The organism is Streptomyces sp. NBC_00691 (genome assembly GCF_036226665.1).
In the GTDB taxonomy this organism is placed as follows: Bacteria; Actinomycetota; Actinomycetes; order Streptomycetales; family Streptomycetaceae; genus Streptomyces.
Window position 1 is genome coordinate 1283691 of sequence record NZ_CP109007.1, and the last position, 24697, is coordinate 1308387.

25 protein-coding genes are annotated in these 24697 nt (G+C 72.0%); 15 read left to right on the forward strand and 10 right to left on the reverse strand.

Features of this window, described 5'->3' with window-relative positions:
- Nucleotides 1-3: 3 nt before the first annotated feature.
- Nucleotides 4-768: an MlaE family ABC transporter permease gene (locus OG392_RS05600; protein WP_030316734.1), complete on the reverse strand. Its 765-nt coding sequence runs from the start codon at nt 766-768 to the stop codon at nt 4-6.
- On the reverse strand, nt 765-1778 hold the full coding sequence (locus tag OG392_RS05605) for an ABC transporter ATP-binding protein (RefSeq protein ID WP_329276238.1): 1014 nt from the start codon (nt 1776-1778) through the stop codon (nt 765-767). Before OG392_RS05605 ends, OG392_RS05600 begins: the two co-directional genes overlap by 4 nt.
- 581 nt (nt 1779-2359) lie before the next feature.
- Between OG392_RS05605 and OG392_RS05610 the strand changes: the two genes are divergently transcribed.
- The 4 genes from OG392_RS05610 to OG392_RS05625 all read left to right on the forward strand — a co-directional run bounded on the left by OG392_RS05610 (nt 2360) and on the right by OG392_RS05625 (nt 7210).
- On the forward strand, nt 2360-2995 hold the full coding sequence (locus OG392_RS05610; protein ID WP_329276240.1) for a hypothetical protein: 636 nt from the start codon (nt 2360-2362) through the stop codon (nt 2993-2995).
- A gap of 90 nt (nt 2996-3085) precedes the next feature.
- A complete protein-coding gene (locus OG392_RS05615) occupies nt 3086-4726 on the forward strand; it encodes a DUF6801 domain-containing protein (protein WP_329276242.1) in 1641 nt (546 codons plus the stop codon).
- A 114-nt stretch (nt 4727-4840) separates the two neighbouring features.
- Entirely contained in the window at nt 4841-5785 is a 945-nt protein-coding gene (locus tag OG392_RS05620) for a hypothetical protein (protein ID WP_329276244.1), read from the forward strand.
- 216 nt (nt 5786-6001) lie between these two features.
- Nucleotides 6002-7210, forward strand: coding sequence for a helix-turn-helix domain-containing protein (locus OG392_RS05625; RefSeq protein ID WP_329276246.1), 1209 nt, complete (start codon nt 6002-6004; stop codon nt 7208-7210).
- Between the two features lie 55 nt (nt 7211-7265).
- Here the strand turns inward: OG392_RS05625 and OG392_RS05630 are convergent, their stop codons facing one another.
- Nucleotides 7266-8639 carry a cytochrome P450 gene (locus OG392_RS05630; RefSeq protein WP_329276248.1) on the reverse strand — a complete coding sequence of 458 codons (1374 nt, stop codon included), beginning with the start codon at nt 8637-8639 and terminating at the stop codon, nt 7266-7268.
- Nucleotides 8640-8782: 143 nt separating this feature from the next.
- Here OG392_RS05630 and OG392_RS05635 point away from each other — a divergent pair, with 143 nt between their 5' ends.
- The 3 genes from OG392_RS05635 to OG392_RS05645 all read left to right on the forward strand — a co-directional run bounded on the left by OG392_RS05635 (nt 8783) and on the right by OG392_RS05645 (nt 10279).
- A complete protein-coding gene (locus tag OG392_RS05635) occupies nt 8783-9250 on the forward strand; it encodes a VOC family protein (RefSeq protein WP_329276250.1) in 468 nt (155 codons plus the stop codon).
- A gap of 111 nt (nt 9251-9361) precedes the next feature.
- Entirely contained in the window at nt 9362-10006 is a 645-nt protein-coding gene (locus tag OG392_RS05640; RefSeq protein WP_329287086.1) for a DNA alkylation repair protein, read from the forward strand.
- Nucleotides 10007-10099: 93 nt separating this feature from the next.
- On the forward strand, nt 10100-10279 hold the full coding sequence (locus OG392_RS05645) for a hypothetical protein (protein WP_329276252.1): 180 nt from the start codon (nt 10100-10102) through the stop codon (nt 10277-10279).
- A gap of 1 nt (nt 10280) precedes the next feature.
- On the opposite strand, the gene OG392_RS05650 is transcribed toward OG392_RS05645, so the two are convergent.
- Together OG392_RS05650 and OG392_RS05655 are read right to left on the reverse strand one after the other, a co-directional pair.
- Nucleotides 10281-10691 carry a DUF6221 family protein gene (locus tag OG392_RS05650; RefSeq protein WP_329276254.1) on the reverse strand — a complete coding sequence of 137 codons (411 nt, stop codon included), beginning with the start codon at nt 10689-10691 and terminating at the stop codon, nt 10281-10283.
- 279 nt (nt 10692-10970) lie between these two features.
- A complete protein-coding gene (locus OG392_RS05655) occupies nt 10971-12188 on the reverse strand; it encodes an acyl-CoA dehydrogenase family protein (protein WP_329276256.1) in 1218 nt (405 codons plus the stop codon).
- Between the two features lie 162 nt (nt 12189-12350).
- Between OG392_RS05655 and OG392_RS05660 the strand changes: the two genes are divergently transcribed.
- Entirely contained in the window at nt 12351-12998 is a 648-nt protein-coding gene (locus OG392_RS05660; RefSeq protein ID WP_329276258.1) for a TetR family transcriptional regulator, read from the forward strand.
- Between the two features lie 141 nt (nt 12999-13139).
- On the opposite strand, the gene def is transcribed toward OG392_RS05660, so the two are convergent.
- On the reverse strand, nt 13140-13700 hold the full coding sequence (gene def, locus OG392_RS05665) for a peptide deformylase (RefSeq protein WP_329276260.1): 561 nt from the start codon (nt 13698-13700) through the stop codon (nt 13140-13142).
- A 126-nt stretch (nt 13701-13826) separates the two neighbouring features.
- On the opposite strand from def, the gene OG392_RS05670 reads away from it, so the two are divergent.
- From OG392_RS05670 to OG392_RS05690, 5 genes are all read left to right on the forward strand, one after another.
- The gene (locus OG392_RS05670) at nt 13827-15074 is read left to right on the forward strand and encodes a Mur ligase family protein (RefSeq protein WP_329276261.1); all 1248 of its coding nucleotides are present in this window, start codon (nt 13827-13829) and stop codon (nt 15072-15074) included.
- Between the two features lie 19 nt (nt 15075-15093).
- A complete protein-coding gene (locus OG392_RS05675) occupies nt 15094-15822 on the forward strand; it encodes a type 1 glutamine amidotransferase (RefSeq protein ID WP_329276263.1) in 729 nt (242 codons plus the stop codon).
- A gap of 191 nt (nt 15823-16013) precedes the next feature.
- Nucleotides 16014-17039, forward strand: coding sequence for a 6-phosphofructokinase (locus tag OG392_RS05680; RefSeq protein ID WP_329276265.1), 1026 nt, complete (start codon nt 16014-16016; stop codon nt 17037-17039).
- A 115-nt stretch (nt 17040-17154) separates the two neighbouring features.
- Nucleotides 17155-18102, forward strand: coding sequence for a cytochrome c oxidase assembly protein (locus tag OG392_RS05685; RefSeq protein WP_329276267.1), 948 nt, complete (start codon nt 17155-17157; stop codon nt 18100-18102).
- Nucleotides 18103-18286: 184 nt separating this feature from the next.
- Complete coding sequence (locus tag OG392_RS05690; protein ID WP_329287694.1) at nt 18287-18499, forward strand: hypothetical protein; 213 nt, start codon at nt 18287-18289, stop codon at nt 18497-18499.
- 26 nt (nt 18500-18525) lie between these two features.
- On the opposite strand, the gene OG392_RS05695 is transcribed toward OG392_RS05690, so the two are convergent.
- A complete protein-coding gene (locus OG392_RS05695) occupies nt 18526-19545 on the reverse strand; it encodes a DUF3048 domain-containing protein (RefSeq protein WP_329276269.1) in 1020 nt (339 codons plus the stop codon).
- Nucleotides 19546-19624: 79 nt separating this feature from the next.
- On the opposite strand from OG392_RS05695, the gene OG392_RS05700 reads away from it, so the two are divergent.
- Together OG392_RS05700 and OG392_RS05705 are read left to right on the forward strand one after the other, a co-directional pair.
- Complete coding sequence (locus OG392_RS05700; RefSeq protein ID WP_329287088.1) at nt 19625-20314, forward strand: lysophospholipid acyltransferase family protein; 690 nt, start codon at nt 19625-19627, stop codon at nt 20312-20314.
- Between the two features lie 99 nt (nt 20315-20413).
- On the forward strand, nt 20414-21451 hold the full coding sequence (locus OG392_RS05705) for an NAD-dependent epimerase/dehydratase family protein (protein WP_329276271.1): 1038 nt from the start codon (nt 20414-20416) through the stop codon (nt 21449-21451).
- A gap of 52 nt (nt 21452-21503) precedes the next feature.
- Here the strand turns inward: OG392_RS05705 and OG392_RS05710 are convergent, their stop codons facing one another.
- The 3 genes from OG392_RS05710 to ureG form a co-directional block, all read right to left on the reverse strand.
- On the reverse strand, nt 21504-23084 hold the full coding sequence (locus OG392_RS05710) for an alpha/beta hydrolase (protein ID WP_329276272.1): 1581 nt from the start codon (nt 23082-23084) through the stop codon (nt 21504-21506).
- Nucleotides 23085-23276: 192 nt separating this feature from the next.
- Nucleotides 23277-24020 carry an urease accessory protein UreD gene (locus OG392_RS05715; RefSeq protein WP_329287090.1) on the reverse strand — a complete coding sequence of 248 codons (744 nt, stop codon included), beginning with the start codon at nt 24018-24020 and terminating at the stop codon, nt 23277-23279.
- A complete protein-coding gene (gene ureG, locus OG392_RS05720) occupies nt 24017-24694 on the reverse strand; it encodes an urease accessory protein UreG (RefSeq protein WP_329276274.1) in 678 nt (225 codons plus the stop codon). The genes OG392_RS05715 and ureG overlap by 4 nt, the downstream gene beginning before the upstream one ends.
- Nucleotides 24695-24697 lie beyond the last annotated feature (3 nt).

Consider the following 24697-nt stretch of genomic DNA (forward strand, 5'->3'; position numbering starts at 1 on the left):
GTCTCAGCCTCCCTTCGGCGGGACGATCTGCAGGTAGATGCCCGTCAGCACCATGTTCACGAAGAACAGCAGCATGAAGGTGATGACGACGGACTGGTTGACGGCGTCGCCGACCCCCTTGGGGCCGCCGCGGGGGTTGAGTCCCCGGTAGGCGGCGACGATGCCGGCGATGAACCCGAAGATCAGGGCCTTGAGTTCGCTGATGTAGAGGTCGGGCAGCTGGGCGAGGGCGGAGAAGCTGGAGAGGTAGGCGCCGGGGGTACCGCCCTGGAGGATGATGTTGAAGAAGTAGCCGCCGAGCGTGCCGACGACGGAGACCATCCCGTTGAGCAGGACGGCGACCGCCATGGTGGCGAGGACGCGTGGGACGACCAGCCGCTGCACGGGCGAGACACCCATGACCTCCATCGCGTCCAGCTCCTCCCGGATCTTGCGGGAGCCGAGGTCGGCGCAGATGGCGGAGCCGCCGGCGCCGGCGATCAGGAGGGCCACGATGAGGGGGCTGGCCTGCTGGATGACGGCGAGGACGCTGGCACCGCCGGTGAACGACTGGGCCCCCAGCTGCTGGGTGAGCGAGCCGACCTGGAGGGCGATCACGGCGCCGAACGGGATGGAGACGAGCGCGGCCGGCAGGATGGTGACGCTGGCGACGAACCAGAACTGCTCGACGAACTCCCGGAACTGGAAGGGTCGCCGGAAGACGGCCCTGGTCACTTCGGCGGCGAGGGCGAAGAGCCGGCCGGTCTGCCGCAGCGCACCGGTGATCACGAGCCGCTCCCGGTGAGCCGCTGCCGCTGGGGCAGGGTGTACGCCGCGTCCCTGGCGTAGGTGTCGCGGATGGCGGCCTGGGCGGCGTGCGGCAGCCGGTCGAGCATGCCGAGGACGCGCTCGCGGCGGCGTCCGACCGCGGCGCGCGGCGGGAGGCCGGGCGAGGGTTCCAGCTGCGGGACGATGACGCGGGGCGCCGCCGGGAGGGTGGCGGGGTTGTCCAGCTCGGCGGCGAGCAGGGCGGCGTCCTTCTCCTCGGACATGCCGATCGGGCCCTCGCGGCGGCCGGCGAGGAACTGGGTGACGACCGGTTCGTCGCTCGTGAGGAGGACCTCGCGCGGCCCGAAGGTGACCAGGTTGCGCCGGAAGAACATCCCCATGTTGTCGGGGACCGTGGCGGCGATGTCCAGGTTGTGGGTGACGATCAGCATCGTCGCGTCGATGCGCGCGTTGAGGTCGATCAGGAGCTGCGACAGGTAGGCGGTGCGGACGGGGTCGAGGCCGGAGTCCGGTTCGTCGCAGAGGACGATCTGCGGGTCGAGCACCAGGGCCCGGGCCAGGCCGGCGCGCTTGCGCATGCCGCCGCTGATCTCGCCCGGCAGCTTCCCCTCCGCGCCCAGCAGGCCGACGAGTTCGATGCGCTCCATCACAATGCGCCGGATCTCGGACTCCCGCTTGCGGGTGTGCTCGCGCAGCGGGAAGGCGATGTTGTCGAACAGCGTCATGGAGCCGAAGAGAGCGCCGTCCTGGAACATGAGGCCGAAGAGTTTCCGGGTCTCGTAGATGTCCCGTTCCGGGCTGCTCACCATGTCGACGCCATTGATGAGAACACGGCCCTGCTGGGGTTTCAGCAGCCCGATGAGTGATTTCAGGAAGACCGTCTTCCCGGTTCCGGAGGGGCCGAGCATCACGCTCACCTCTCCGGCCGGCAAGGTCAGGTTCACGTCCTGCCAGATATTCTGCTTGCCGAAGGACATGGTCAGACCCTCAACGACTACTTCGATTCCCATCCCACCTCCAGCAAGCGTGCGTCGGGGGTGCGCCGCGGGCGCACGTTAAGTCGGTGCGGATCACTTGGACAAGAGGCGTGGCGCAAAATCCTTGATCCGCTTCTGTATTTGTCACCACGGAGACAAAGACTGGGTTCGACTTTGTCTGCTCGGAGACACACGGATGGGCCGACCTGCGACTCTGATCGTCGCCACGGGAACGTTACGGCCGAGTAACCTCCCCCGGCAATACCGGATCCGGAGTTTTCGGGGACAGCGGCGAGGCGGCCCGGCGTTTATCAGGCGGGAGACAATCTCATTCCGCCGCTTGTCACCGGCGAGAGTAATGCAGAATCCAGCCATCCCTGATCGATCATTATTGTCGACATTGCGCACCGTGGAACCAAGGCGATTCCGGCCACCGCTCACCCGCTTGACAGGCGATGAGGCTTCTTCAAAGAATCATGGACTGCGGCATTGTTCAGCTAAGTTTCTCGCAAGTAACGTCAGGTTTCGCGGCCGAGAAATACCGGGCCGCCGGCCGCTACCCCCACCGCGGCCGCACCCTCAGCTGGTCAATCCTCAAGGAGAGTCCGGGACCCATGAAGAAGCAGATCAGAAACTTCGCCGTCGTCGCCGGGGCGGCCACCGCCGCGTTCGCCCTCGCCGCCGGCCCGGCCTCGGCCGTGCCCTCGACGGTCTGGACCGTCAACCCGACGCCCGCCAGCTTCACCGCGGCCAACAGCGGCAACGTCGTCCTGAGCGTCAACGGCATCGCCATGACGTGTACGAACTCGAAGGCCTCGGGCACCATGGCGAGCGCCACCGGCAACCCGGCGACCGTCGCCTCCATCAGCGCCATCGCCTTCGGCGCCACCGGCGCGCCCTGCACCAGCGTCCTCGGCAACGTGACCACCGTCGCGACCACCCCGTGGACCCTCGTGGCACAGGACTACACCGCCGCGACCGGGGTCACCAAGGGCTACGTCGGCAACGTCGACGCCAAGGTGACGGTCGGCGCCTGCGTCTTCCGCGTGACGGGCAAGGCCTCCGGCACGTACACCAACTCGACGGGCAAGCTGGCGGTCAACAGCGTCACCGGCGAGCTCACCGTCGTCTCCTCGACCAACTGCGGCTCCGCCGTACCGGTCGGCGCCAAGCCGCTCTTCAAGGGCGACTACCTGGTCAAGGTGGCCAACACGACCACCATCCCGACGATCGTCGGCTCCAACCCGTAGGGCGCGAGAGCCCGCGTCCGCACCCCCGACGGCCTTCCTTTCGCGCCCGCGCACCCGACGCTCGCGCGCACGATCCGAGCGGAGCACCAGATGAGAGGCCAGCGAGCCGCCCTGCGGCCCTCCCGCGCCCAGACGCGCGGCGCGGCGATCGCCGCACTCGTGGCACTCGCCCCCCTTCTCCCCGCGGCTGCCGTGGCCCTGGGCTCACACGAGGTCGACACCCGGCTCCCCTACCTGTGCACCCTGCCCTCGGGCCCCCAGACCGCGACGGTACGGATCAGGGCGACCGTCCCCGACCGGGCGACCGTCGGCGAGACGATCGTGGCCGCCGACGTCAGCACGACCCTGGAACTCCCGGCCGCGGTCGCGGCCGAGCTCACCGCCCTCGGGGCCGCGACGGTACGGGCGGAGACGACGCTCACGGTCGGCGTGGGCCAGAACGGCGCGCGTACGGACGTCACTTGGCTCGGCACGGCCCAACCCGCCGCCGTCCCCGCCGAAGGCCCGCTCACGCTCACCGGCACCGGCGACGTCCCCGCCCTCACGACGGGCACCGCCGGCGACCTGACCCTCACCGCCGGAAACCTCGCTGTCGGCCTCGCCCCGAGCAAGGCCGACGGCACGCCCACCACTCCGGCGTCCCTCTCCGTCAGCTGCGTCCCCGCGCCGGACGCGGAAGGCCGGACGGCGCTCGCCGCGATCCCCGTGACGCCGGGCTCCGCCGCCACCACGAGCCCCGGCACGCCGTCCGTTCCCCCGACCGCCCCGTCCTCCTCCGCGCCTTCCTCCCCCTCGTCCTCGGCCGCCCCCTCCGGACAGCCGTCGTCGACTCCGGCGGGCCGGGAGACCGCGGGCGGGACAACGGGAGCACCGCCGGACCCGGCGTCCGTCACGGACGCGGGCAAGGGCCCGAGGGTGGCCACCAAGAACCCGCCCGGCACCGCCGGACGCCCGAAGGCACCGCCCTGCGTCACCGAGAAGCCGACCTCCACCTCGCTCTCCGCGTACATCACCGGCTACTCCAACGTGCGCAAGCTCGACGGGGCCTCGCTCATCCCGGTGTCCTGCGTCCAGCTCGAACAGGGCGAGCCGGTGATCGACTTCCGCCCGGACGGCACCCTGCACCTGCTCCAGAAGTCGGAGGGCTCACTCCGGTACCAGGGGCGCAAGCAGACCCCGCCCTTCACGTCCACCTTCCTGACCTTCGGCTTCGCGCCCACCACGGCGACCCTGGTGCTGGAGCAGGCGGGACCCCTGGTCGTCGAGTCGGACGTCCTCCTCGTCTTCCCCGACAACATCGCGGAGACCTACACCCGGGTCCCGCTCGTCCTGCGCGTTCTCGACGTCGAGGTCAACGGCACCCCGCTGGACGTCGGCCCCGACTGCCGCACGGTCACACCGCTCAGCTCCCCCGAGCCCCAGCCCTCCAAGTACCCCGGCGATCACCTGGTGCTGCTCGGCAAGGGACAGCTCCTCAACGGCACCGACGCCACCGGCTACGTCCTCACCAGTGGCGGCCCGCTCACCGGCGAGGTCACGGTCCCCGCGTTCAAGGGCTGCGGCACCGGCGGCGAGAACCTCGACCGCCTCCTCACCGCCTCCATCTCCGGCCCCGGCAACCACATCCGGCAGATCCAGGGCCAGACCTGCGCGGTGGGCGTGGAGGTGCCCACCGAGGGCCAGTGCACCGCGGACCGCCAGCCGTACGTGGTGCCCAAGCCGGAGCGCTGAGCCCGTACGCCCGCACCCCCGTACGTCCGCACTCCCCGTACGCCCTTGCCCCCCGTACGCCCGGCACCCTCCCGCGTTCCCACCCGTCGCACCCCCTCAACGGAAGGCATCGTCATGCCCCTCGTCTCCTCCCGCACGCGCCTCGCCACGCTCTCCGCCCTGACGGCGCTCGGCGCCTTCGCCTCCATCGGATCGGCGACGGCCGCCGACCCGCAGCTGAACGGCGGTTGGGGGCCGTCCACCCGCTGTCCCGTCGACGCCGGGGCCATGCTCGCCGCGGACGGTCTCGACACCTCGCCCCAGTGCGTCGCCTCCTCCTCCGCCAGCGGCTCCATCAAGCTGGGCAACACCGTCGTGCCCACCGGGAGCACCAACCTCCAGATCGGCGTCGTCCAGAACCCCGACGGCACCAGCACCGTCGCCGCCCCCGCCGGCGGCGCGCTCATCGCCGCCCCCGCCAACGTCCCCGGCGGCCTCCTCGGGCTGATGTGCCCCAGTGACATCCCGTTCATCTCCGACATCTGCCGGCAGCTGACCGACGCCAAGCTCAACAAGATCACCGCCACCATGGAGTCGGTCGGCACCCCCTCCGACTTCGACCAGATCGCGGGCGTCCTCACCGACAAGCCGATCGTGTCCATCCCGGTCCGCATCCACCTGGAGAACCCGTTCCTCGGCAGCAACTGCTACATCGGGACGAAGGCCAACCCGATCATCCTGCGCCCGAGCAACCTCACGTCGCCCGACTTCGGCGTCGAGCGCTTCAACGGCGACGGCTCCCCGAACGAGGAGGGCGACATGAGCCGTCTCAACCTCCTCGGCTCCACCCAGAGCGACAAGACCTTCGCCGTCCCCGGCGCCAGCGGCTGCGGCCTCGGCTGGTTCGGCCTGATCGACGCCGCCGTCAACCTCAAGACCGGGCTGCCCTCCGCCGCAGGGAAGAACAGCCTCACCCTCAACAACACCCGGACCCACCTGACGGGCCTCTTCGCCCCCGGTCTCGCCGCCCCCGACGCCGGCAAGGTCCTCTCCCGGAACTGGCACTCCGCGGTCCGGTAACAGCCACCCAGGGTCGATTCCCGGCCTACTAGGTAAGCGCGTACCCCTCCGGCACGCCAACTCTTGCTCAACGTGTGTACAGCACACAGCGGTTGACTTAGCTTCATCAGTCCACGTAGGTACGCACCTGACGACCACGGCGGCGCCCACCACGCCAGGCTGGGCTCCGCACCGTCGCTCCCCCACCGGTCGCGTAGGAGAGCAAGGGATCGGTTCATGCCCGCAATCGCCCATTCACCGGACATCGGTGAACCGCTCGAACCGCTCCCCAGGGAGTTCGCCGCCCTGATGAGGCCGGAGATCCCCGGCCTCATCAAGGAGATCGGCATGGAGGTCCAGCGGACCTATCCCGTGTACGCCCATCTCTTCAACGGGCCGCACTCGGACGCGATCCGCCAGGGTGTGGAGCAGGCGCTCGCCGCCTTCGTGGAACGGGTCGCCGACCCCGGGACCAACTCGGCCCTCAGGGACGAACTGCTCCGCAAGTTCGGCCGGGTGGAGGCCTACGAGGGGCGCGACCTCGACACGCTGCTGGGCGCCTACCGCCTGGGCGCGCGCGTCGCCCTGCGCCGGGCCAAGATCATCGGACGTACGTACAACCTCTCCCCCACCCTGATCCTCGCCTTCGCGGACGCCCTCTTCGCCTACGTCGACGAGCTGGAGGCCCTGTCCCGCGAGGGCTACGTCATGGTCCAGACCCGCGCGGTGTCCGATGTCGCCGCGCTGCGAAGACAGTTACTCCACCTGGTCGTCGCAGGGCCGCCGCTGCCCCGGGCGACGATCGCCGAGCTGTGCCGGGACGCCTCCTGGCAGCTCCCCGCGGAATGCACCCTGGTCGCCCTGCGCCCGCCGCTCGCCGAACTCGTCCAGGCGGGGCTCGACCGGGACGTCCTCGCCGACCTCACCCTTCCCCAGCCGTATCTGCTCATCCCCGGCCCCCTGACCGCCGACCGTCTCACGATGCTCGGCTCCGCCCTGGCCGGCACCTCGGCCGTCGTCGGACTGACCGTGCCGCCCTCGCAGGCCGCCCACTCGATCCGCTGGGCCCGGCGCGTCCTCCAGCTCATCGACGACGGCATCGTCGCCGACGCGCCCCTCGTGCACTGCGAGGACCACCTGACAACGTTGTGGCTGCTGTCCGACCCGGCCCTGGTGACCCAGCTCGCCCAGCGTGAACTCGCCCCGCTCGACGAGCTGTCCGGCACCCGGCGCGACCGGCTGATCGAGACCCTGCGCGTCCACGTCTCCACCCGCGCACCCGCCGAGCAGGTCGGCGAGATGCTGGGCGTGCACGCCCAGACGGTCCGCTACCGGCTGCGGAACCTGGACAGCCACTTCGGCGACCGGCTCGTCGACCCCGACCACCGCTTCGCGCTCGAAGCGGCCCTGCGCGCGCTCCACCTCGGCCGGAGACGGACGGACTGACCCGGGCACGCACGCGTTCCTCCCGCGTCGCGGCCCCGGCGGTACGTGCGCCCGCCTACGCCGTCCTGGGTGTGAGACGGCAGCGGGCCGGGCCCGCCGCCTGCAGGGTGATCGCGGGCGCGACGGGCACCACGGTGTCGACGGCCTCGAGGTCATAGCGCTGGAGGAGCATCGCCAGGGCGATCACCGACTCCAGCATCGAGAAGTGCTGACCGATGCACGCGCGCGGGCCGCCGCCGAAGGGGAACCAGGCGTAGCGCGGACGGGCGGCCTCCGCCTCGGGCGTGAAGCGGTCGGGGTCGAAGCGCTCCGCGTCCTCCCAGTAGTCCGGGTGACGGTGGGTGACCCAGGGGGCGACGATCACGTCCGCGCCCGCCGGGATGTCGACGCCGTCGATCCGGGTCGCCTCGACCGCCCGGCGCCCGATGACCGCGGCCGCCGGGAAGAGCCTCATGGCCTCCTTGAGCACCTGGGTCACGTACGGCAGCGCGTCGAGGTCGGCGGCGCCGGGGGTACGGCCGGCGAGGACCCGGTCGACCTCCTCGTGGGCCCTCTTCCGCTCCTCCGGGTGGAGGGCGAGCAGATGGAGGGCGAAGCCGAGGGAGGTGGCGGTGGTCTCGTGGCCGGCGAGCAGGAAGACGAGGACCTGCTCGCGCAGCTCGGTCGCGTCGAAGCTGCCGTCCTCGGCGCTCTCGGCCTCGACGAGCAGCGTCAGCAGGTCCTGGCCGTCGCCGGGGGCGGCCGCGCCGGAGCCGCGCCGCTCGGCGATGATGCGGTCGCAGACCTCGTACAGCGCCCGGTGGACGGCGGCCGCGCGGCGGTTGCCGGGGGTGGGCCAGTCCCGGGGGACGTTGAGCGGGGAGTAGCCGCGCCGGAGCACGTACGCGCCGACCTCGGGGAAGGCGGTCGCGACGATCTCCACGGCCGCGTCGACGTCCGTACCGAAGAGGATGCGGGCGACGGCGCGCAGGGCGAGGCGGGCCATGTCCTCGAGGACGTCGACGGGCTCGGTGCCGGCGTCCCGCCACTCGTCGGCGAGGGTGGCGACCTCGGCGGCGACGGCGGCGGCGTAGCCGTCGACGCGGCGGCGGGTGAAGAGGGGCTGGACGAGCCGGCGCTGGCGGAGGTAGTCCTCGTCCTGGCTGGTGAGCAGCCCGTTGCCGAAGGACTCGCGGACCTCCTGGTAGAAGGCGTTGTCCTTGCGGAAGTTGGCGGAGTCCCCGGCGAGGACCTGCTGCGCCCCGGCGGCGGAGAAGACGCCGTACATCGTGGCGCGGACGCCGGGCGGTCCCGCGGTGATCCGTACGACGTCGCCGTGCTCGCGGCGGGCACGGAGGAAGGTGTCCAGCGAGTCCTTCTTGAGGTCGAGCAGGGAACCGAGCAGGGGCAGTCCCGCGAGTTCGGGTGCTTCGGTGCCGCTGTGGGCCATGGACGGTTCCCCCTCGGTCGTCGGTCGCGGGGCGATTGTCCCGCAGGAGGTGACTCACGGGTAGGGATGCCCGAACGCGCGACCGGATCTGGCCTGTTGGCTTGATCCGGGCGACTGTCAGTGGGGTCTGAGAGGCTCGTCCCATGGAGCGACCCGAGATGACCCTGCAACTGACCATCGACTGCGCGGACCCGCAGCGCCTGGTGCCGTTCTGGCTGGAGGCCCTGCGGTACATCCCGGACCCGCCGCCCGAGGGCCACGCCAGCTGGCGGGCGTACTGGGAGGCGATCGGGGTCCCGGAGGACGAGCTGGGCGAGGACGCAGGGGAGCTCCCGGAGTCGATCGTGGACCCGAAGGGCATGGGTCCCCGGGTCTGGTTCCAGCGGGTCCCGGAGCCGAAGACGGTCAAGAACCGCGTCCATCTGGACCTGAAGGTCGGCGGAGGCCGCGGGGTGCCGCTCGCGCTGCGCCGCGAGCGGGTGGACGGCGAGGTGACACGGCTCACGGCCCTCGGCGCGACGATCCTGTACGCGATGGACGAGCCGAACGGCATGGACTACTACGCGGTGGTCCTCCAGGACCCCGAGGGCAACGAGTTCTGTCTCGTCTGACGCCCCGGCCGGGAGGGCGTGGCGGGGGCGGGGGGGGAAGCCGGCAGACCGCTTCGCGCGGACGACGAGGAACAGGAGGCCGAGGTGGCCGAGACGACGGTGGCCGAGGTGATGGCCGAGCTGGCCGCGCTGGAGGACCCGAAGGCGCGCGCGGTGAACGAGAGGCACGGTGACGACCACGGGGTGAACCTCGGCAAGCTGCGCACGGTCGCTAAGCGGCTCAGGACGCAGCAGGACCTCGCGGAGCGGCTCTGGGAGACGGAAGACAGCGCGGCGCGGCTGCTGGCGCTGCTGATCTGCCGGCCGAAGGCCTTCGGCCGGGACGAGCTGGACGCCATGCTCCGCGGGGCGCGCACGCCCAAGGTGCACGACTGGCTCGTGAACTACGTGGTGAGGAAGAGCACCCACGCCGAGGAGCTGCGGGTGGCGTGGACGGGCGACCCGGATCCGGTGGTCGCGAGCGCCGGCTGGGCCCTGACCACCGAGCGGGTCGGGAAGCGGCCCGAGGGGCTCGACCTCGACGGGCTGCTCGATGTCGTCGAGGCGGAGATGAAGGACGCCCCGGACCGTCTGCAGTGGGCGATGAACCACTGTCTGGCCCAGATCGGGATCGAGCGCCCCGAGCTGCGTGCCCGGGCGCTGGACATCGGTGAGCGCCTTGAGGTCCTCAAGGACTATCCGACGCCGCCGGGCTGCACGTCTCCCTTCGCGCCCGTGTGGATCACGGAGATGGTGCGCCGCCGGGAGGGGACGTAGAACGTAGAACACAGCCCTCCGACCCGAGAGCGTGGCGCAACGCACGCCCGAACCGTGCCCGCTGTGTCAGACCCGGGCCCTAGCCTTGGACACATGTCCCATCACCACAGAGAGACCCTCAGCGCCGAAGCCCTGAACGATGCCATTCGCACCTTGTGGGTGCGCGCAGGCGAGCAGCAGCGCTCCCTGACAGCCGACGAGCAGCGGATCTACCAGGTACTTGTGACGGCGTGGGCCGAGGCGACGCCGCCCGAGCAGAGGCTCGCCGCCTGAGCTACGGCCGCCACTCGGCGCGGTAGTCGGGGTGCCCGGCGTAAGGCAGAGCCAGGACCCGGATCGTCCACTCAGGCGTCACCGGCGGAGCCGTGAACCGGGCGCCGGTGTCGTCGTGGACCCAGCGCTCGCCGTCGGCTTCCGTGACCGGCCCCATCCGGCGGAGGGCACACGACCCGGTGAAGGCGTGCTCGCCGCCGGGGCCGCACACGGGCGGGCAGGTGACAGCAGAGGCTTCGAGCAGCTGCCGCTTCGACATGACCTCGGTCACCACCCGCGCCTTGGCGATCCGCAGGTGCGGATCGCCGCCGATCTCCCACGGGCGGAGGATGCCGTCGGCGTCGCCGAGCCGGACCGCGGTCGCGATCTCCTCCTCGTAGCGGGCCTTGAGAAATGCGATCAGGTCGTCCACGGGGCTCTCCAGAGGGCGTCCCGCCCCCTGCGTCACGACGGGGCGGGACCGACTGCCGCGTCAACCGGCAGGGGCGGATGGTCGGCTTCACTGTACGAGCATCCGCCGGCGGTCCGGGGGCGTTCCGCGAGGCACGGGGAGGGGCCCGCACCGGCGCGGTGCGAGCCCCTTTCCCGTGCCTCGCGGATGCGAGCCTCTTGCCGTGCCTCGCGGGTGCGGGCCTTCTTCCTCGGCCGTCCTCCGTGCGCGTCCCGCCGGGAGTGCCGGCCGCGCACCCGCCTACTTCGCGATGGCCCGGCTGATCACCATGCGCTGGATCTCGCTGGTGCCTTCGAAGATCGTGTAGATGGCCGCGTCGCGGTGCATGCGCTCCACCGGGTACTCGCGGGTGTAGCCGTTGCCGCCGAGGATCTGGATGGCCTGGGCGGTCACCGTCTTGGCGACCTCGCTCGCGTACAGCTTGGACATGGAGCCCTCGGCCGCGGTGAAGGGCTTGCCCGCCGTCGCCATCCAGGAGGCGCGCCAGACCAGGAGGCGGGCCGCGTCGATCTGGGTGGCCATGTCGGCGAGCTGGAAGGCGACGCCCTGGTTCTCGATGATCGGGCGACCGAACTGGACGCGGGTCCTGGCGTAGTCGAGGGCGACCTCGTACGCGGCGCGGGCCGTGCCGACGGCCATGGCGCCGACCGCCGGCCGGGAGGCCTCGAAGGTGGCCATGGCGGCGTTCTTCACGCGCTCGCCGCCGCCGGCCCTGGCCTTCTCACGGGCCCTGGCCAGGCGCTCGTCCAGCTTCTCCTTGCCCCCGAGGAGGCAGTGCCCGGGGATCCTGACGTCCTCCAGGACCACCTCGGCGGTGTGGGAGGCGCGGATGCCGTGCTTCTGGAACTTCTGGCCCTGCGAGAGGCCGGGGGTGTTCGGCGGCACGATGAAGGAGGCGTGGCCCTTCGAGCCGAGTTCCGGGTCGACGACCGCGACGACGACGTGGACGTTGGCGATGCCGCCGTTGGTCGCCCAGGTCTTGGTGCCGTTGAGCACCCACTCGCCGGTGGCCTCGTCGTACACGGCGCGGGTGCGCATCGAGGCGACGTCCGATCCGGCGTCGGGCTCGGACGAGCAGAACGCGGCGACCTTGACGTCGTTCGCGTCGCCGTACATCTGCGGGACCCAGGTGCCGATCTGCTCCTCGGTGCCGTTGGCGAGGACGCCTACGGCGGCGAGGCCCGTGCCGACGATGGAGAGGGCGATGCCCGCGTCGCCCCAGAAGAGCTCCTCCATCGCCATGGGGATGCCGAGACCGGTCGGGTCGAAGAACTGCTGGGCGTAGAAATCGAGCGAGTAGATGCCTATCTTGGCCGCTTCCTGGATGATCGGCCAGGGAGTCTCCTCACGCTCGTCCCATTCGGCGGCCGCGGGGCGCATCACGTCGGCGGCGAAGCCGTGGAGCCAGTCGCGGACCTGCTTCTGGTCATCGTTGAGTTCGAGCGTGAACTCGCCCATATTCCCTCCCAGCCGTACGTTACTTGCGGTAACACCAGTCTGTTACCGGTGGGTATGGGCTGTCAACCTGCAGTGGAGCGGTTCGGCCCGACCGGCATCGGACACCGGCCGGGTGTTACGTTGCGACAGCCTCACGAATCGCACGGGCGGGGAGACACGCTTATGGACATCGCACACCGGACCACCGGCCAGCAGACGCCCGCCGAGCAGCGGCGACGCGAGTTGCTGGAGGCGGCGGACCGGGTGGTGCTCCGGGACGGCCCCAAGGCGTCCATGAACGCGATCGCGGCGGAGGCGGGCATCACCAAGCCGATCCTCTACCGCCACTTCGGCGACAAGGGCGGCCTCTACCGCGCCCTCGCCATCCGGCACACGGACGCCCTCCTCGCCGCCCTGCGGGCCGCGCTCGACGCGCCGTCCGACCGCCGCCGCCGCGTCGAATCCACCCTCGACACCTACCTCGCCTCGATCGAGGCGATGCCCCAGGTCTACCGCTTCCTCATGCACCCGGCGGAGGAGTCGCACCAGACCGAGCAGGGCTTCGACGTCGGCCGCCACTCCGCGCCGCTCCTCCGGCGGATGGGCGAGGAGCTCGGCCAGGTCATCGCCGAGCGCGTCGACCTGGGCCCCGGCGCCGAGGCCCAGGCCCGGATCTGGGGGCACGGCATCGTCGGCATGATGCACGCGGCCGGCGACTGGTGGCTCGGCGAGCGCCCCTGCTCCCGCGCGGACCTCGTCCGCAGCCTGGCCGACCTCCTGTGGGGTCGCCTCGCCCAGGCACCGGACCGTCCCGGCGGCCCGGGGTTCTAGACCTTCCGCCGGGGCCGCGCGGCCCCGGCGCCCTCGGGACGCCGGTCCCGGAAGCCACGGCCCCGCCCTTCGGGACGCCGATGGCCCCGCTGCCGCCCCGCTGCCCCGAGCGGCCTCCGGGCCCCTCGGGGCAGCGGCTCGTCAGCCCTCCAGCACCCCGGCCCCGCTCCCCCACGGCTGCTTGCGGATCGCGCGGATCAGACGTGACTTGCGCCACCCCGTGACGTGGTCCGCGTAGACCCCGCCGTCCAGGTGGTCGGCCTCGTGCTGGAGGCAGCGGGCGAAGAAACCCGTCCCCTCCACCCGTACCGGCGTCCCGTCCAGCCGTACGCCCTCCACCACCGCGCGGTCGTGACGGGGCGTCGGAGCCTCCAGGCCCGGCAGCGAGAGGCAGCCCTCGGGCCCCCGGAAGACATCGCCGTCCGCCTCGACCAGGCGCGGGTTCACGACATGTCCCAGGTGGCGGGTCTCCTCGTCGTCGGGGCAGTCGTACACGAAGACCCGCAGGCCCACGCCCACCTGGTTCGCCGCCAGGCCGACGCCGTTCGCCGCGTACATCGTGGCGAACATGTCCTCGACGAGCCGGGCGAGTTCGGGCCCGAAGTCGGTGACGGGCGCGCAGGGTGTGTGCAGCACGGGGTCGCCGAGCAGGGTCATCGCTCGGACCTGGCCGGAACTGCCGGGGATGGGGCGGTTTCGCATGGCGGTAAGGGTACGGTCCGCCGTGACCTGGCTGTTTCGCGCGGCCGCTCGGCGGTGCCGCTGTTCGGGCTGCTGGCCGGATCTCGATAGGCTGAGCCCGGACCGACGCAAGGAGGAACAAGAACGATGTCAGGACACCCCGGTAATCCAGAGCCGCTGTCGCCGCGCGCCAAGCTGGCCGTGACGGCGGGCAGGGCCGCGGCCGCGGTGTCGCGTGCGGCGGGACGCGGCAGCGGATCGGTGATCGGCGGCAAGGTGGCGCTGAAGCTCGACCCCGACCTGCTGGGCCGGCTCGCACAGCATCTGGACGTCGTCCTGGTGTCGGCGACCAACGGCAAGACGACCACGACCCGGCTGATCGCGGAGGCCCTGCGCGCCGCCGGCCCCGTCGTGTCGAACGCCCTCGGCGCCAACATGCCCGCCGGCATCACCTCGGCACTGGCCGGCGGCTCGGAGTCCAAGTACGGAGTCATCGAGGTCGACGAGAAGTACCTCGCCGGCGTCGCCCGCGACACCACGCCCAAGGTGATCGCGCTGCTCAACCTCTCCCGCGACCAGCTCGACCGCGCCGCCGAGACCCGGATGCTCGCCGAGAAGTGGCGCGAGGGCCTCAACGGCACGAAGGCCGTCGTCGTCGCGAACGCCGACGACCCGCTCATCGTGTGGGCCGCCTCCTCCTCGCCGAACGTGGTGTGGGTCGCCGCCGGCCAGGAGTGGAAGGACGACGCCTGGTCCTGCCCCGCCTGCGGCGGTGTGATGCAGCGTCCGGGCGACGACTGGTTCTGCGGCGAGTGCGGCTTCCGCCGTCCCGCGCCGAGCTGGGCGCTCAGCGGCGACCACGTGCTCGACCCGCACGGTTCGGCCTGGCCGATCCGGCTCCAGCTGCCCGGCCGCGCCAACAAGGCGAACGCCGCGACCTCGGCCGCCGTCGCGGCCGTCTTCGGAGTGCCGCCGCAGGTGGCCCTGGAGCGCATGTACCAGGTGCAGGCCGTCGCCGGACGCTACGACGTCGTGTCCTTCCAGGGCCGTGAGCTGCGACTGCTGCTCGCGAAGAACCCGGCGGGCTGGCTCGAGACGTTCTCCCTCATCGACGGACCGCCCGCCCCGGTCATCCTCTCCGTCAACGCCCGCGGCGCCGACGGCACGGACACCTCCTGGCTGTGGGACGTGGACTACGGCCGGCTCGCCGGGCACCCGATCATGGTGATCGGCGACCGGAAGCTGGACCTCGCGGTCCGCCTGGAGGTCGCGGGTGTGGACTTCCGCGTCTGCGAGACGCTGGACGAGGCCGTCACGATGGCCCCGCCCGGGCAGATCGAGCTGATCGCCAACTACACCGCCTTCCAGGACGTCCGCCGCCGCGTCGGCAACTGACCCGTAGAGGACTTGCAGCATGAGTGACAGCAGCCTGCGCCTGGTCTGGGTCTACCCGGACCTGCTCAGCACCTACGGCGACCAGGGCAACGTCCTCGTCGTCCAGCGCCGTGCCGAACAGCGCGGCCTCAGCGTCGAGCGCGTCGACGTCCGCAGCGACCAGCCGATCCCGACCTCGGGCGACATCTATCTGATCGGCGGCGGTGAGGACCGTCCGCAGCGGCTCGCGGCCGAGCGGCTCCTCCGGGACGGCGGCCTGAGCCGCGCCGCCTCGAACGGCGCGATCATCTTCTCGGTCTGCGCCGGCTACCAGATCCTGGGCCACGAGTTCGTCAACGACGTCGGCGAGCGCCAGCCCGGCCTGGGCCTGCTCGACGTGATCACGACCCGCGGCGAGGGCGCCCGGTGCGTCGGCGACGTCCTCGGGGACATCGACCCGCGGCTCGGCCTGCCCCAGCTGACGGGCTTCGAGAACCACCAGGGCATCACCCATCTCGGCCCCACGGCCCGGCCGTTCGCGCGGACGGTGTTCGGCAAGGGCAACGGGACCGGCGACGGCACCGAGGGCGCGTACAACGACACCGTCTTCGGTACGTACATGCACGGCCCCGTCATGGCCCGCAACCCGCAGATCGCGGACCTGCTCCTGAAGCTGGCCCTCGACGTGAACGCGCTGCCGCCGACGGACGACCGCTGGTACGAGGCGCTGCGCGCCGAGCGCATCGCGTCCGCCACGCAGCCCGCGTAGCGGTACCGCTGCCCGTCCGGGACGGGCCAGGAGGGCGACACGCGCGCCGTCGCCGGTCCCTCGTACGAACGTACGTTGTCCACTGTGCGGACATCCGGTTCGGCCCCGCCACCCTGCGACGATAGGGTGGCGGGGATCCAGCCGGACGACGTGGTCCGGGAGTCGGCCCACGTTGCAAAGGTTTTTGGGCTATGCGCATTGGCGTGCTCACCTCCGGCGGAGACTGCCCCGGTCTGAACGCTGTCATCCGTTCCGTCGTGCACCGCGCCGTCGTCGACCACGGCGACGAGGTCATCGGCTTCCACGACGGGTGGAAGGGCCTCCTGGAGTGCGACTACCGCAAGCTCGACCTCGAGGCGGTGGGCGGCATCCTGGCCCGCGGCGGCACCATCCTCGGCTCCTCGCGGGTCCAGCCCGCGCACCTGGTCGACGGCGTCGAGCGCGCCCGCGGCCATGTGGCCGACCTGGGGCTCGACGCGATCATCCCGATCGGCGGCGAGGGCACCCTCAAGGCCGCGAACCTGCTCTCCGAGGCGGGTCTCCCGATCGTCGGCGTCCCGAAGACGATCGACAACGACATCGCCTCCACCGACGTCACCTTCGGCTTCGACACGGCCGTGACCGTCGCCACCGAGGCCCTCGACCGGCTCAAGACCACCGCCGAGTCGCACCAGCGCGTCCTCGTCGTCGAGGTCATGGGCCGTCACACCGGCTGGATAGCGCTGCACTCCGGCATGGCCGCCGGCGCGCACGCCGTGGTCGTCCCGGAGCGCCCCTTCGACATCGACGAGCTGACCGCACGGGTCGGCGAGCGCTTCGAGGCCGGCAAGCGGTTCGCGATCGTGGTCGTCGCCGAGGGCGCGAAGCCGCGCGAGGGCTCGATGGACTTCAAGACCGCCGGCACCGACATCTACGGCCACGAGCGGTTCACCGGGATCGCCAACCAGCTCTCCGTGGAGCTGGAGCGGCGCCTGGGCAAGGAGGCCCGTCCGGTGATCCTGGGTCATGTGCAGCGCGGCGGCACCCCCACCGCGTACGACCGCGTCCTCGCGACCCGCTTCGGCTGGCACGCGGTCGAGGCGGCGCACCGCGGCGAGTTCGGCATGCTGACGGCCCTGCGCGGCACGGACATCACCATGGTCCCGCTGGCCCGCGCCGTGGAGAGCCTCAAGACGGTCCCCGCCGAGCGCTATGCCGAGGCGGAGTGCGTGATCTGACGCTCGTCCGCGCGGACGCGTTCGCGTGACACCGCCCCCGGTCGCAGTCGCGGCCGGGGGCGGTTCTAGTCTGGTGCGGACAACAAGCGCGAATCGGGCTCCAGGAGTGCACACGATGGATCACAGCGGGCACGGCATGACCACGGATCTGCCGCCGTTCACGCTGGGGCGGGGCCTGGAGTTCTCTCCCGACCTGTTCTTCCTGATCGGCTGCCTCGCGGCGCTCGGTCTGTACGGCTGGGGCGTGGCGCGGCTGCGGCGGCGCGGGGACGCGTGGCCGGTGAGCCGGACGGTGTTCTTCACGGTCGGCGTGCTGACCATCGCGCTCGTGATGTGCACCAGGCTCAACGACTACGGCATGGTCATGTTCAGCGTGCACATGGTGCAGCACATGGTGATCTCCATGCTGTCGCCGATCCTGCTCCTTCTCGGCGCTCCGGTGACGCTGGCCCTGCGGGCGCTGCCGGTGGCGGGCCGGGGCTCGACGGGGCCGCGCGAGCTGCTGCTGAAGCTGCTGCACAGCCGGTACATGAAGGTGATCACGCACCCCGGCTTCACGATCCCGATGTTCATCGCGAGCCTGTACGCGCTCTACTTCACGCCGCTCTTCGACTTCCTGATGGGCTCCAAGCCGGGCCACATCGGGATGATGGTCCACTTCCTGATGGTGGGCGTGGTCTTCTTCTGGCCGATCATGGGCGTCGACCCGGGCCCGCACCGGCCGGGCTATGTGATGCGGATGCTGGAGCTGTTCGCGGGGATGCCGTTCCACGCCTTCTTCGGCATCGCGCTGATGATGGCCTCGGAGCCCATGGTCAAGGCGTACGAGAACCCGCCGGCCTCGCTGGGGATCGACGTGCTCACCGACCAGAACGCGGCGGGCGGCATCGCCTGGGCGTTCAGCGAGATTCCGTCGGTGCTGGTGCTGATCGCGCTGGTCTACCAGTGGTACCACTCCGAGCAGCGGCAGGCGGTCCGCCAGGACCGGGCCGCCGACCGGAACGGGGACAAGGAGCTGGAGGCGTACAACGCGTACCTCGCCTCGCTCCAGACCCGTCGGTGACGCTCGGCGTGCGGTGAGCCGTGCCCTTCCGGGCCCGGCGCGGGACCTCGTACGGGGTCCGGCGCCGGGCCCGGCCCCGTTTCCGGCGTACGCCGGAGCGTCCGGGGAGTAGCGCGCGCCCCGCTCGGGGGGTCACGATGGGCTGGACGGCTTCCACGACCTCGGTCGGAAGGAGGGCGGACTGATGTCCGGTGGCACGAAGACGATGGCGGTGCTGACCTGCGCCGCGGTGGTGCTCACGACGGCGTACACGGTGGCGCTCGGCAGCAGCGGCTGGCTCTGGTTCGGCTCGGTGGTGCTCGGTGTGGCGACGATCGGCCTGGCCGCGTCGGACAGCGCGACCCCGGCCGGCCCACGCGGTCGGCCCCCGGCCGGTCCGGGCCCGGCAAACCCCTGAGCCGCCCCGGCCGACCCGCCCCGCGCTCAGCTCCGCGGAGCGAGGACCACCCAGACCTGCCCCGGTGCGAAGGCCAGCGGCTCACCGCCCGGGGTCGTGAACGTGGTGCCCGACGTGGACGACGTCCGGGACCAGCGGGCCTCGTGCGCGCGCCCGTCGCGCAGGACCGTCGCGGTGCCCCTCCCGACGGTCTCGGTGTACGGGGAGACGGCGCCGGTCACGTCGTGGAACCGGGAGGGACGGACGGTGACGCGCTGGATCACCACGGTCGACGGGGCCACGGGTCCCGTGTCGGTGGCCCGTGCCGCGCGGCCGTCCATCGCCACCCGCCAGGTCCGGTCGGAGGCGGACCAGGTGAAGGTGTAGCGGGCCGCCGGGTAGCGGACGGTCTCGGCGTCGGTCGGGGTGCCGCCCGCCGGGGCGGGGCCGAAGCGGAAGCCGATGTCCCGGGCGTCCTGGGGCTCGGAGACGGTGGCCAGCGCCCGCTCGGGGCGCAGATAGAGGTTGTGCGGGGCGGCCCGGTCCGGGGAGCGCCGGAAGGCGCCGGGGTCGGTGGTCTCGGTGACGGGGTGCAGCGGCGCGGCGTTCAGCAGGGGGTTCAGGGCGGACTGGGCCCCGGAGTAGGCGAGGACGGGGCGGCCGAAGGCGCCGAGCAGCTCCAGGTCGGATTCGCGGGCGCTGCGGACGGGTCCGACCAGCTCGGGGAGCCGGGACGCGTACACGGCGAGGAGGCGGGTCGCGCCGCCCTCGACCTGTTCGACGTAGACGAGATCGGCGGCGCCGAGACCGGTCTGGGGACGGGCCGCCGCCACGTTGTCGATCTTGACGGCGAGGACGGGCGCCGGCCGTGCCGGGAGCCCGGTGAACGGGGAGAGGCCGGTCGGCGCGGGCGCCGTCGTGGCGGGCGCGGGCGTCGTCGGGGCGGGCGTCGGCGTGGGCTCCGGCGGGCCGGAGTCGGAGCAGCCGTACAGCCCGGCCGCCGCCACCGCGCACAGCAGGGCGGTGAGGACGCGGCCGGGGCGCCTGGCTCCGCGCTCGCGTGTCATGGTGACGCTCCCCCACCAGTGGACCACGGGGCCGCACACGGATACAACGGGCTTGACGGACGACGAACGGGGGTCACGGGTGTTCTACCACCTGATGAAGTACGTACTGCTGGGGCCGCTCCTGAGGCTGCTCTTCCGGCCGCGCATCGAGGGTCTCGAGCACATCCCCGAGGAGGGTGCGGCGATCGTCGCGGGCAATCACCTCTCCTTCTCCGACCACTTCCTGATGCCGGTCGTGCTCGACCGGCGGATCACGTTCCTGGCGAAGCAGGAGTACTTCACGGGGCCGGGGATCAAGGGCCGGCTGACGGCCGCCTTCTTCCGTGCGGCCGGTCAGATCCCGGTGGACCGCTCGGGCAAGGAGGCCGGGAAGGCGGCGATCCGGGAGGGCCTCGGCGTGCTCGAACGGGGTGAGCTGCTCGGCATCTACCCGGAGGGCACGCGCTCGCACGACGGGCGGCTCTACAAGGGCAAGGTGGGCGTGGCGGTGATGGCGCTGACGGCCGGGGTGCCGGTGGTGCCCTGCGCGATGGTGGGCACCTTCGAGATCCAGCCGCCGGGGAAGGTCGTGCCGAGGATCCGCCGGGTCACCATCCGGTTCGGGACGCCGCTGGACTTCTCCCGCTTCGCCGGGTCGGCGGGCGAGAAGGCGGTGGTCCGCGCGGTGACGGACGAGATCATGTACGAGATCCTCCGGCTGTCCGGGCAGGAGTACGTGGACGACTACGCGGCGGTGGTGAAGGCGGCGGAGCCGGGGACCGACGGCTGAGCCCCGGTGGAGGGTTCCCCCGCGGGGAACGCTGTGAGCGGATCCGCGCTCGGCGCAAACCCCTGGGCGGTCGCGTCGGGCGGCCGTAGCGTCACGATCATGACCAAGGGAACCGCGTTCGTACTGGGTGGATCGGGACAGGTGGGGCGGGCGGCCGTGCGGGCGCTCGTCGCGGACGGCTGGGAGGTGACGGCCGCCTCGCGGGGCGGCGGCAGGGACGGGAGGTGGCCGGCCGAGGTCCGGTCGGTGGCGCTCGACCGGACCGAGGAGGGCGCGCTCGCGGCCGGCCTGGGCGAGGGATGCGATGTGCTGGTGGACATCGTGGCGTACGACGCCGGGCACGGACGGCAGCTCACGGGGCTCGCGGACCGGATCGGCTCCGCGGTGGTGGTGTCCAGCGGCGCCGTCTACGAGGACGAGCGGGGACGCAGCTTCGACACCCAGGACCGGCCGGACGGCTTCCCCGCCTACCCGCTGCCGATCCCGGAGGACTGCCGGACGGTGGCGCCCGGCGAGGGCACGTACGGCACACGGAAGGTGGCGCTGGAGCGGGAGTTGCTCGCGGCGGGCGACTCGCTGCCGACGACGCTGCTGCGGGCGGGCGCGATCCACGGGCCGTACTCCCCGGGTCCGCGCGAACTGTGGTTCGTGAAGCGGGCGCTCGACGGGCGGCCGGTGCGCCTCCTCGCGTACGGCGGTGCCTCGCGGTTCCACCCGGTGCACGTGGACAACCTCGCGGAGCTGGTCCGGCTGGCGGCGGCGAACCCGGGCAGCCGGGTGCTGAACGGCGGTGACCCGGAGGCGCCGACGGTGGCGGAGATCGGGGCGGCGATCGACGCGGTCATGGGCGTCGTGAGCGAGACGGTGCTGATCGAGGGCGCACCGCCGCAGGACATCGTGGGGGCCACCCCGTGGACGGCCCCGCGGCCGGTGGTCTACGACATGACGGCGGCGGAGCGGGAGCTGGGGTACCGGCCGGTGGTGTCGTACGCCGGTTCGCTTCCGGAGACGGTCGCGTGGCTGACCGAGCGGGTGGCGGGCCGGGAGTGGCGGGAGGCCTTCCCCGGTCTCGCCAAGTACGGGGTGGACTTCTTCGACTACGCGGCGGAGGACGCCTGGCTGGCGTCGCGGGGGTGACGCGAGTGAGGGGAGGGACGGCTGTCCCTCCCCTCACCGGGCCGTCAGCGTGTTACGGCTTCGGGGTGGCGTGCGGGGCGCAGGTCTGGTCCCTGGCGTCCAGCTTGCCGGTCAGGAGGTAGGCCTCGACCTTGGTGTTGAGGCACGGGTTGACCAGGCCGGTGATGCCGTGCGAGCCGGCGTCCTTCTCGGTGATCAGACGCGAGCCCTTGAACCGCTTGTGCAGCTCGACGGCGCCGGCGTACGGGGTGGCGGCGTCGCGCTCGGACTGGGCGATGAGCACCGGCGGCAGGCCCTTGCCCGTCTTCACCTCGGTCGGGCGCTGGCGCGGTGCGGACCAGGTGGCGCACGGCAGGTTCATCCATGCGTTGGCCCAGGTCATGAAGGGGTACTGCTGGTGGAGCCGGCTGTTGTCCCGGTCCCACTTCTTCCAGCTGGTGGGCCAGGGGGCGTCGGCGCACTCGACCGCGGTGTACACGGCGTTGCCGTTCTCCGAGGCGGCGTTGCCGGCGGTGTCGGTCGGGTCCGAGGCCGCGTTGTCGATGAGCGGCTGCGGGTCACCCGCGGCGTACGCGCTCCAGGCCTCGGCCACCGGGGCCCACATGGAGTCGTAGTAGGGGGCGTTCTGGAAGAAGCCGATGAGCTCGGCCGGGCCGACCTTGCCGCCGAGGGGCGCCTTCTTGGCGGCGGCGCGCAGCGTCACCCACTGCTGCTGGACCTCCGCCAGGGTGTCGCCGAGGTGGTAGGTGGCGTCGTTCTGGGCGACCCAGGTCATCCAGTCCTTGAGCCGGCCCTCGAAGGCGATGTCCTGGTCGAGGTTGACCTCGTACCAGACCTTGCGCGTCGACGGGTTCACGACGCTGTCGAGGACCATGCGGCGGACGTGGTCCGGGAAGAGGGTGCCGTAGACCGCGCCCAGGTAGGTGCCGTAGGAGACGCCGACGAAGTTGAGCTTCCGCTCGCCGAGGGCGGCGCGGATGACGTCGAGGTCACGCGCGGTGTTGGGCGTGTTCATGAAGGGCAGCATGTCGCCGCTCTTCTCGGCGCAGCCCTCGGCGTACTCGGCGGCGAGCTTGCGCTGCGCGCGCTTGTCGGCCTCGCTGTCGGGGACCGGGTCGGGCTTGGGGCCCTTGACGAACTCGCTCGGGTCGACGCAGGAGATGGGGGCCGACTTGCCGACGCCGCGCGGGTCGAAGCCCACGAAGTCGTAGGCCTTGGCGGCGCCCGCCCAGATCGCGTTCTTGGTGGTGACCCGGCGCGGGAAGCGCAGGCCGGAGCCGCCGGGGCCGCCCGGGTTGTAGAGGAGCGCGCCCTGGCGCTCGGCGGGGGTGCCGGTGGCGTTGATCCGGTCGACCGCGATCTTGATCTTCTTGCCGTTGGGCTTGGCGTAGTCGACGGGGACGGTGACCCAGCCGCACTGGATCGGCTTCTCCAGGCCCCAGTCGGCCGGACAGTCCTGCCAGTCGATGCCCGCCTGGGCGGCCCGCGCCGCGGCGACGGCGACGCCGATCGACTCGGCGTCACGCAGGTGGCGGTTGCTGTCGGCGCTGGCGGCCGGGGCCGCGAGCGCGCCCGCGACGAGCGTGCCCGCTATCAGGGTGCCGGCCGAGCCGAGCACTGCCGTACGTCTCAACGTGTACTCCCCCAAGATGAGCGCCACCCCCCGTGGCGGCGCTGTGTGTTGGCTGTCCGGGGGATCCTTTCGTCCCGGGGGCACTCGATGAAAGGGCGAACACACGTTTCTTTGCCGAACCAATAACCGGTGAACGGTGTACCGCTGAGCGGTGACCTCCCTGACGGCCGCACAAGAACCGGCCAGAAATCGTCAGAAAGGGGCGAGTTCGGACAGAGCGGTATCGAGCAGACGCCGGAGCGCGAGGGCGTCCGGGGCGACAGCGGTGACGAGGGCCGCGGGCCCGGCGAGCGGAGCGACGGCGGCGTGCTCGCCGAGCAGCCGTGACCGCACCGGCTTCTCCGCGAACGCCGGGTCGACGACGAGGAGTTGCCCGGTGGCCCGCCCGCCGCCGAGGACCGCGCCGCCGTCCCAGCCACCGGGGGATCCCGGCCCGAAGGCCAGCTCCTGGTCGAGCAGCGGGCGCCCGGCACGGCGGACGGTGAGCCGGGTGGCGAGGGTGCCGGGCGGTTCGCCGTGCCGCCCGAGGATCTGCTCCTCGCGCAGAACGAGCCGGGCCGAGGCGGCGAGCTCGACGACCGTCCGCATCCGCAGACCGGAGCCGTCCACCGACACCACCTGCTCGGGCAGCCAGCGGAGCACGCCGTCCTCGCCGACGGTGATCCGGACGTCGTACGCGGCCGGCTCGGCGCCCCGGCCCGGCAGGGCGAGGGTGGCGGCGGCCGAGTCCACCAGGAGCCTGGCCCCGTCCCGCACCTCGGTCTCGACGGCGAGCCGGTCACCGCCGAGCGGCGCGCTCATCGCCCCGACGACGGTGACCCGGGTGTACGGGCCGACGGCCCTGGTCCGGCGCAGGGCGAGGGGCCCGTCGCTCACGAGCAGCGGCAGACCGCCGTCGGCGTCGGCGGCGATCCGGGCGGTGGCGCGCAGGCTCACGCGGTCCATGCCCCGAGCTGGGCCCGGACCCAGTCGGCGACCGGGGCGACGCCGTTCTCGGCGCGCAGCGAGGTGAAGGCGACGGGCAGCTCGCCGCGCTGCTCCTTCGCGTCACGCGCCATCCGCTCCAGGTCGGAGCCCACGTACGGGGCGAGGTCGGTCTTGTTGACGACGAGGAGGTCGGCGGTGGTGACCCCGGGGCCGCCCTTACGGGGGATGTCGTCGCCGCCGGCCACGTCGATGACGAAGATCTGGGCGTCGACGAGTCCCTTGGAGAAGGTGGCGGTGAGGTTGTCGCCGCCGGACTCCACGAGGATGAGGTCGAGCGGACCGACGGTGTCCTCCAGCTCCTCGACGGCTTCGAGGTTGGCGGAGATGTCGTCGCGGATGGCGGTGTGCGGGCAGGCGCCGGTCTCCACGGCCTGGATCCGCTCGGGCGGCAGGACGGCGTTGCGGAGCAGGAACTCGGCGTCCTCGCGGGTGTAGATGTCGTTGGTGACGACCGCGAGGGAGAGGGTGTCACGCAGGATCCGGCAGAGGGCGGCGACAGTGGCGGTCTTGCCCGAGCCGACCGGCCCGCCGAGCCCGATGCGCAGGGCACGTCGGGTGCCGTCCGGGCGGTGGGCGTCGGCGGAGACGGCACCGTGGTGGGTGTGACCGTGATCGAGGTGCATGGG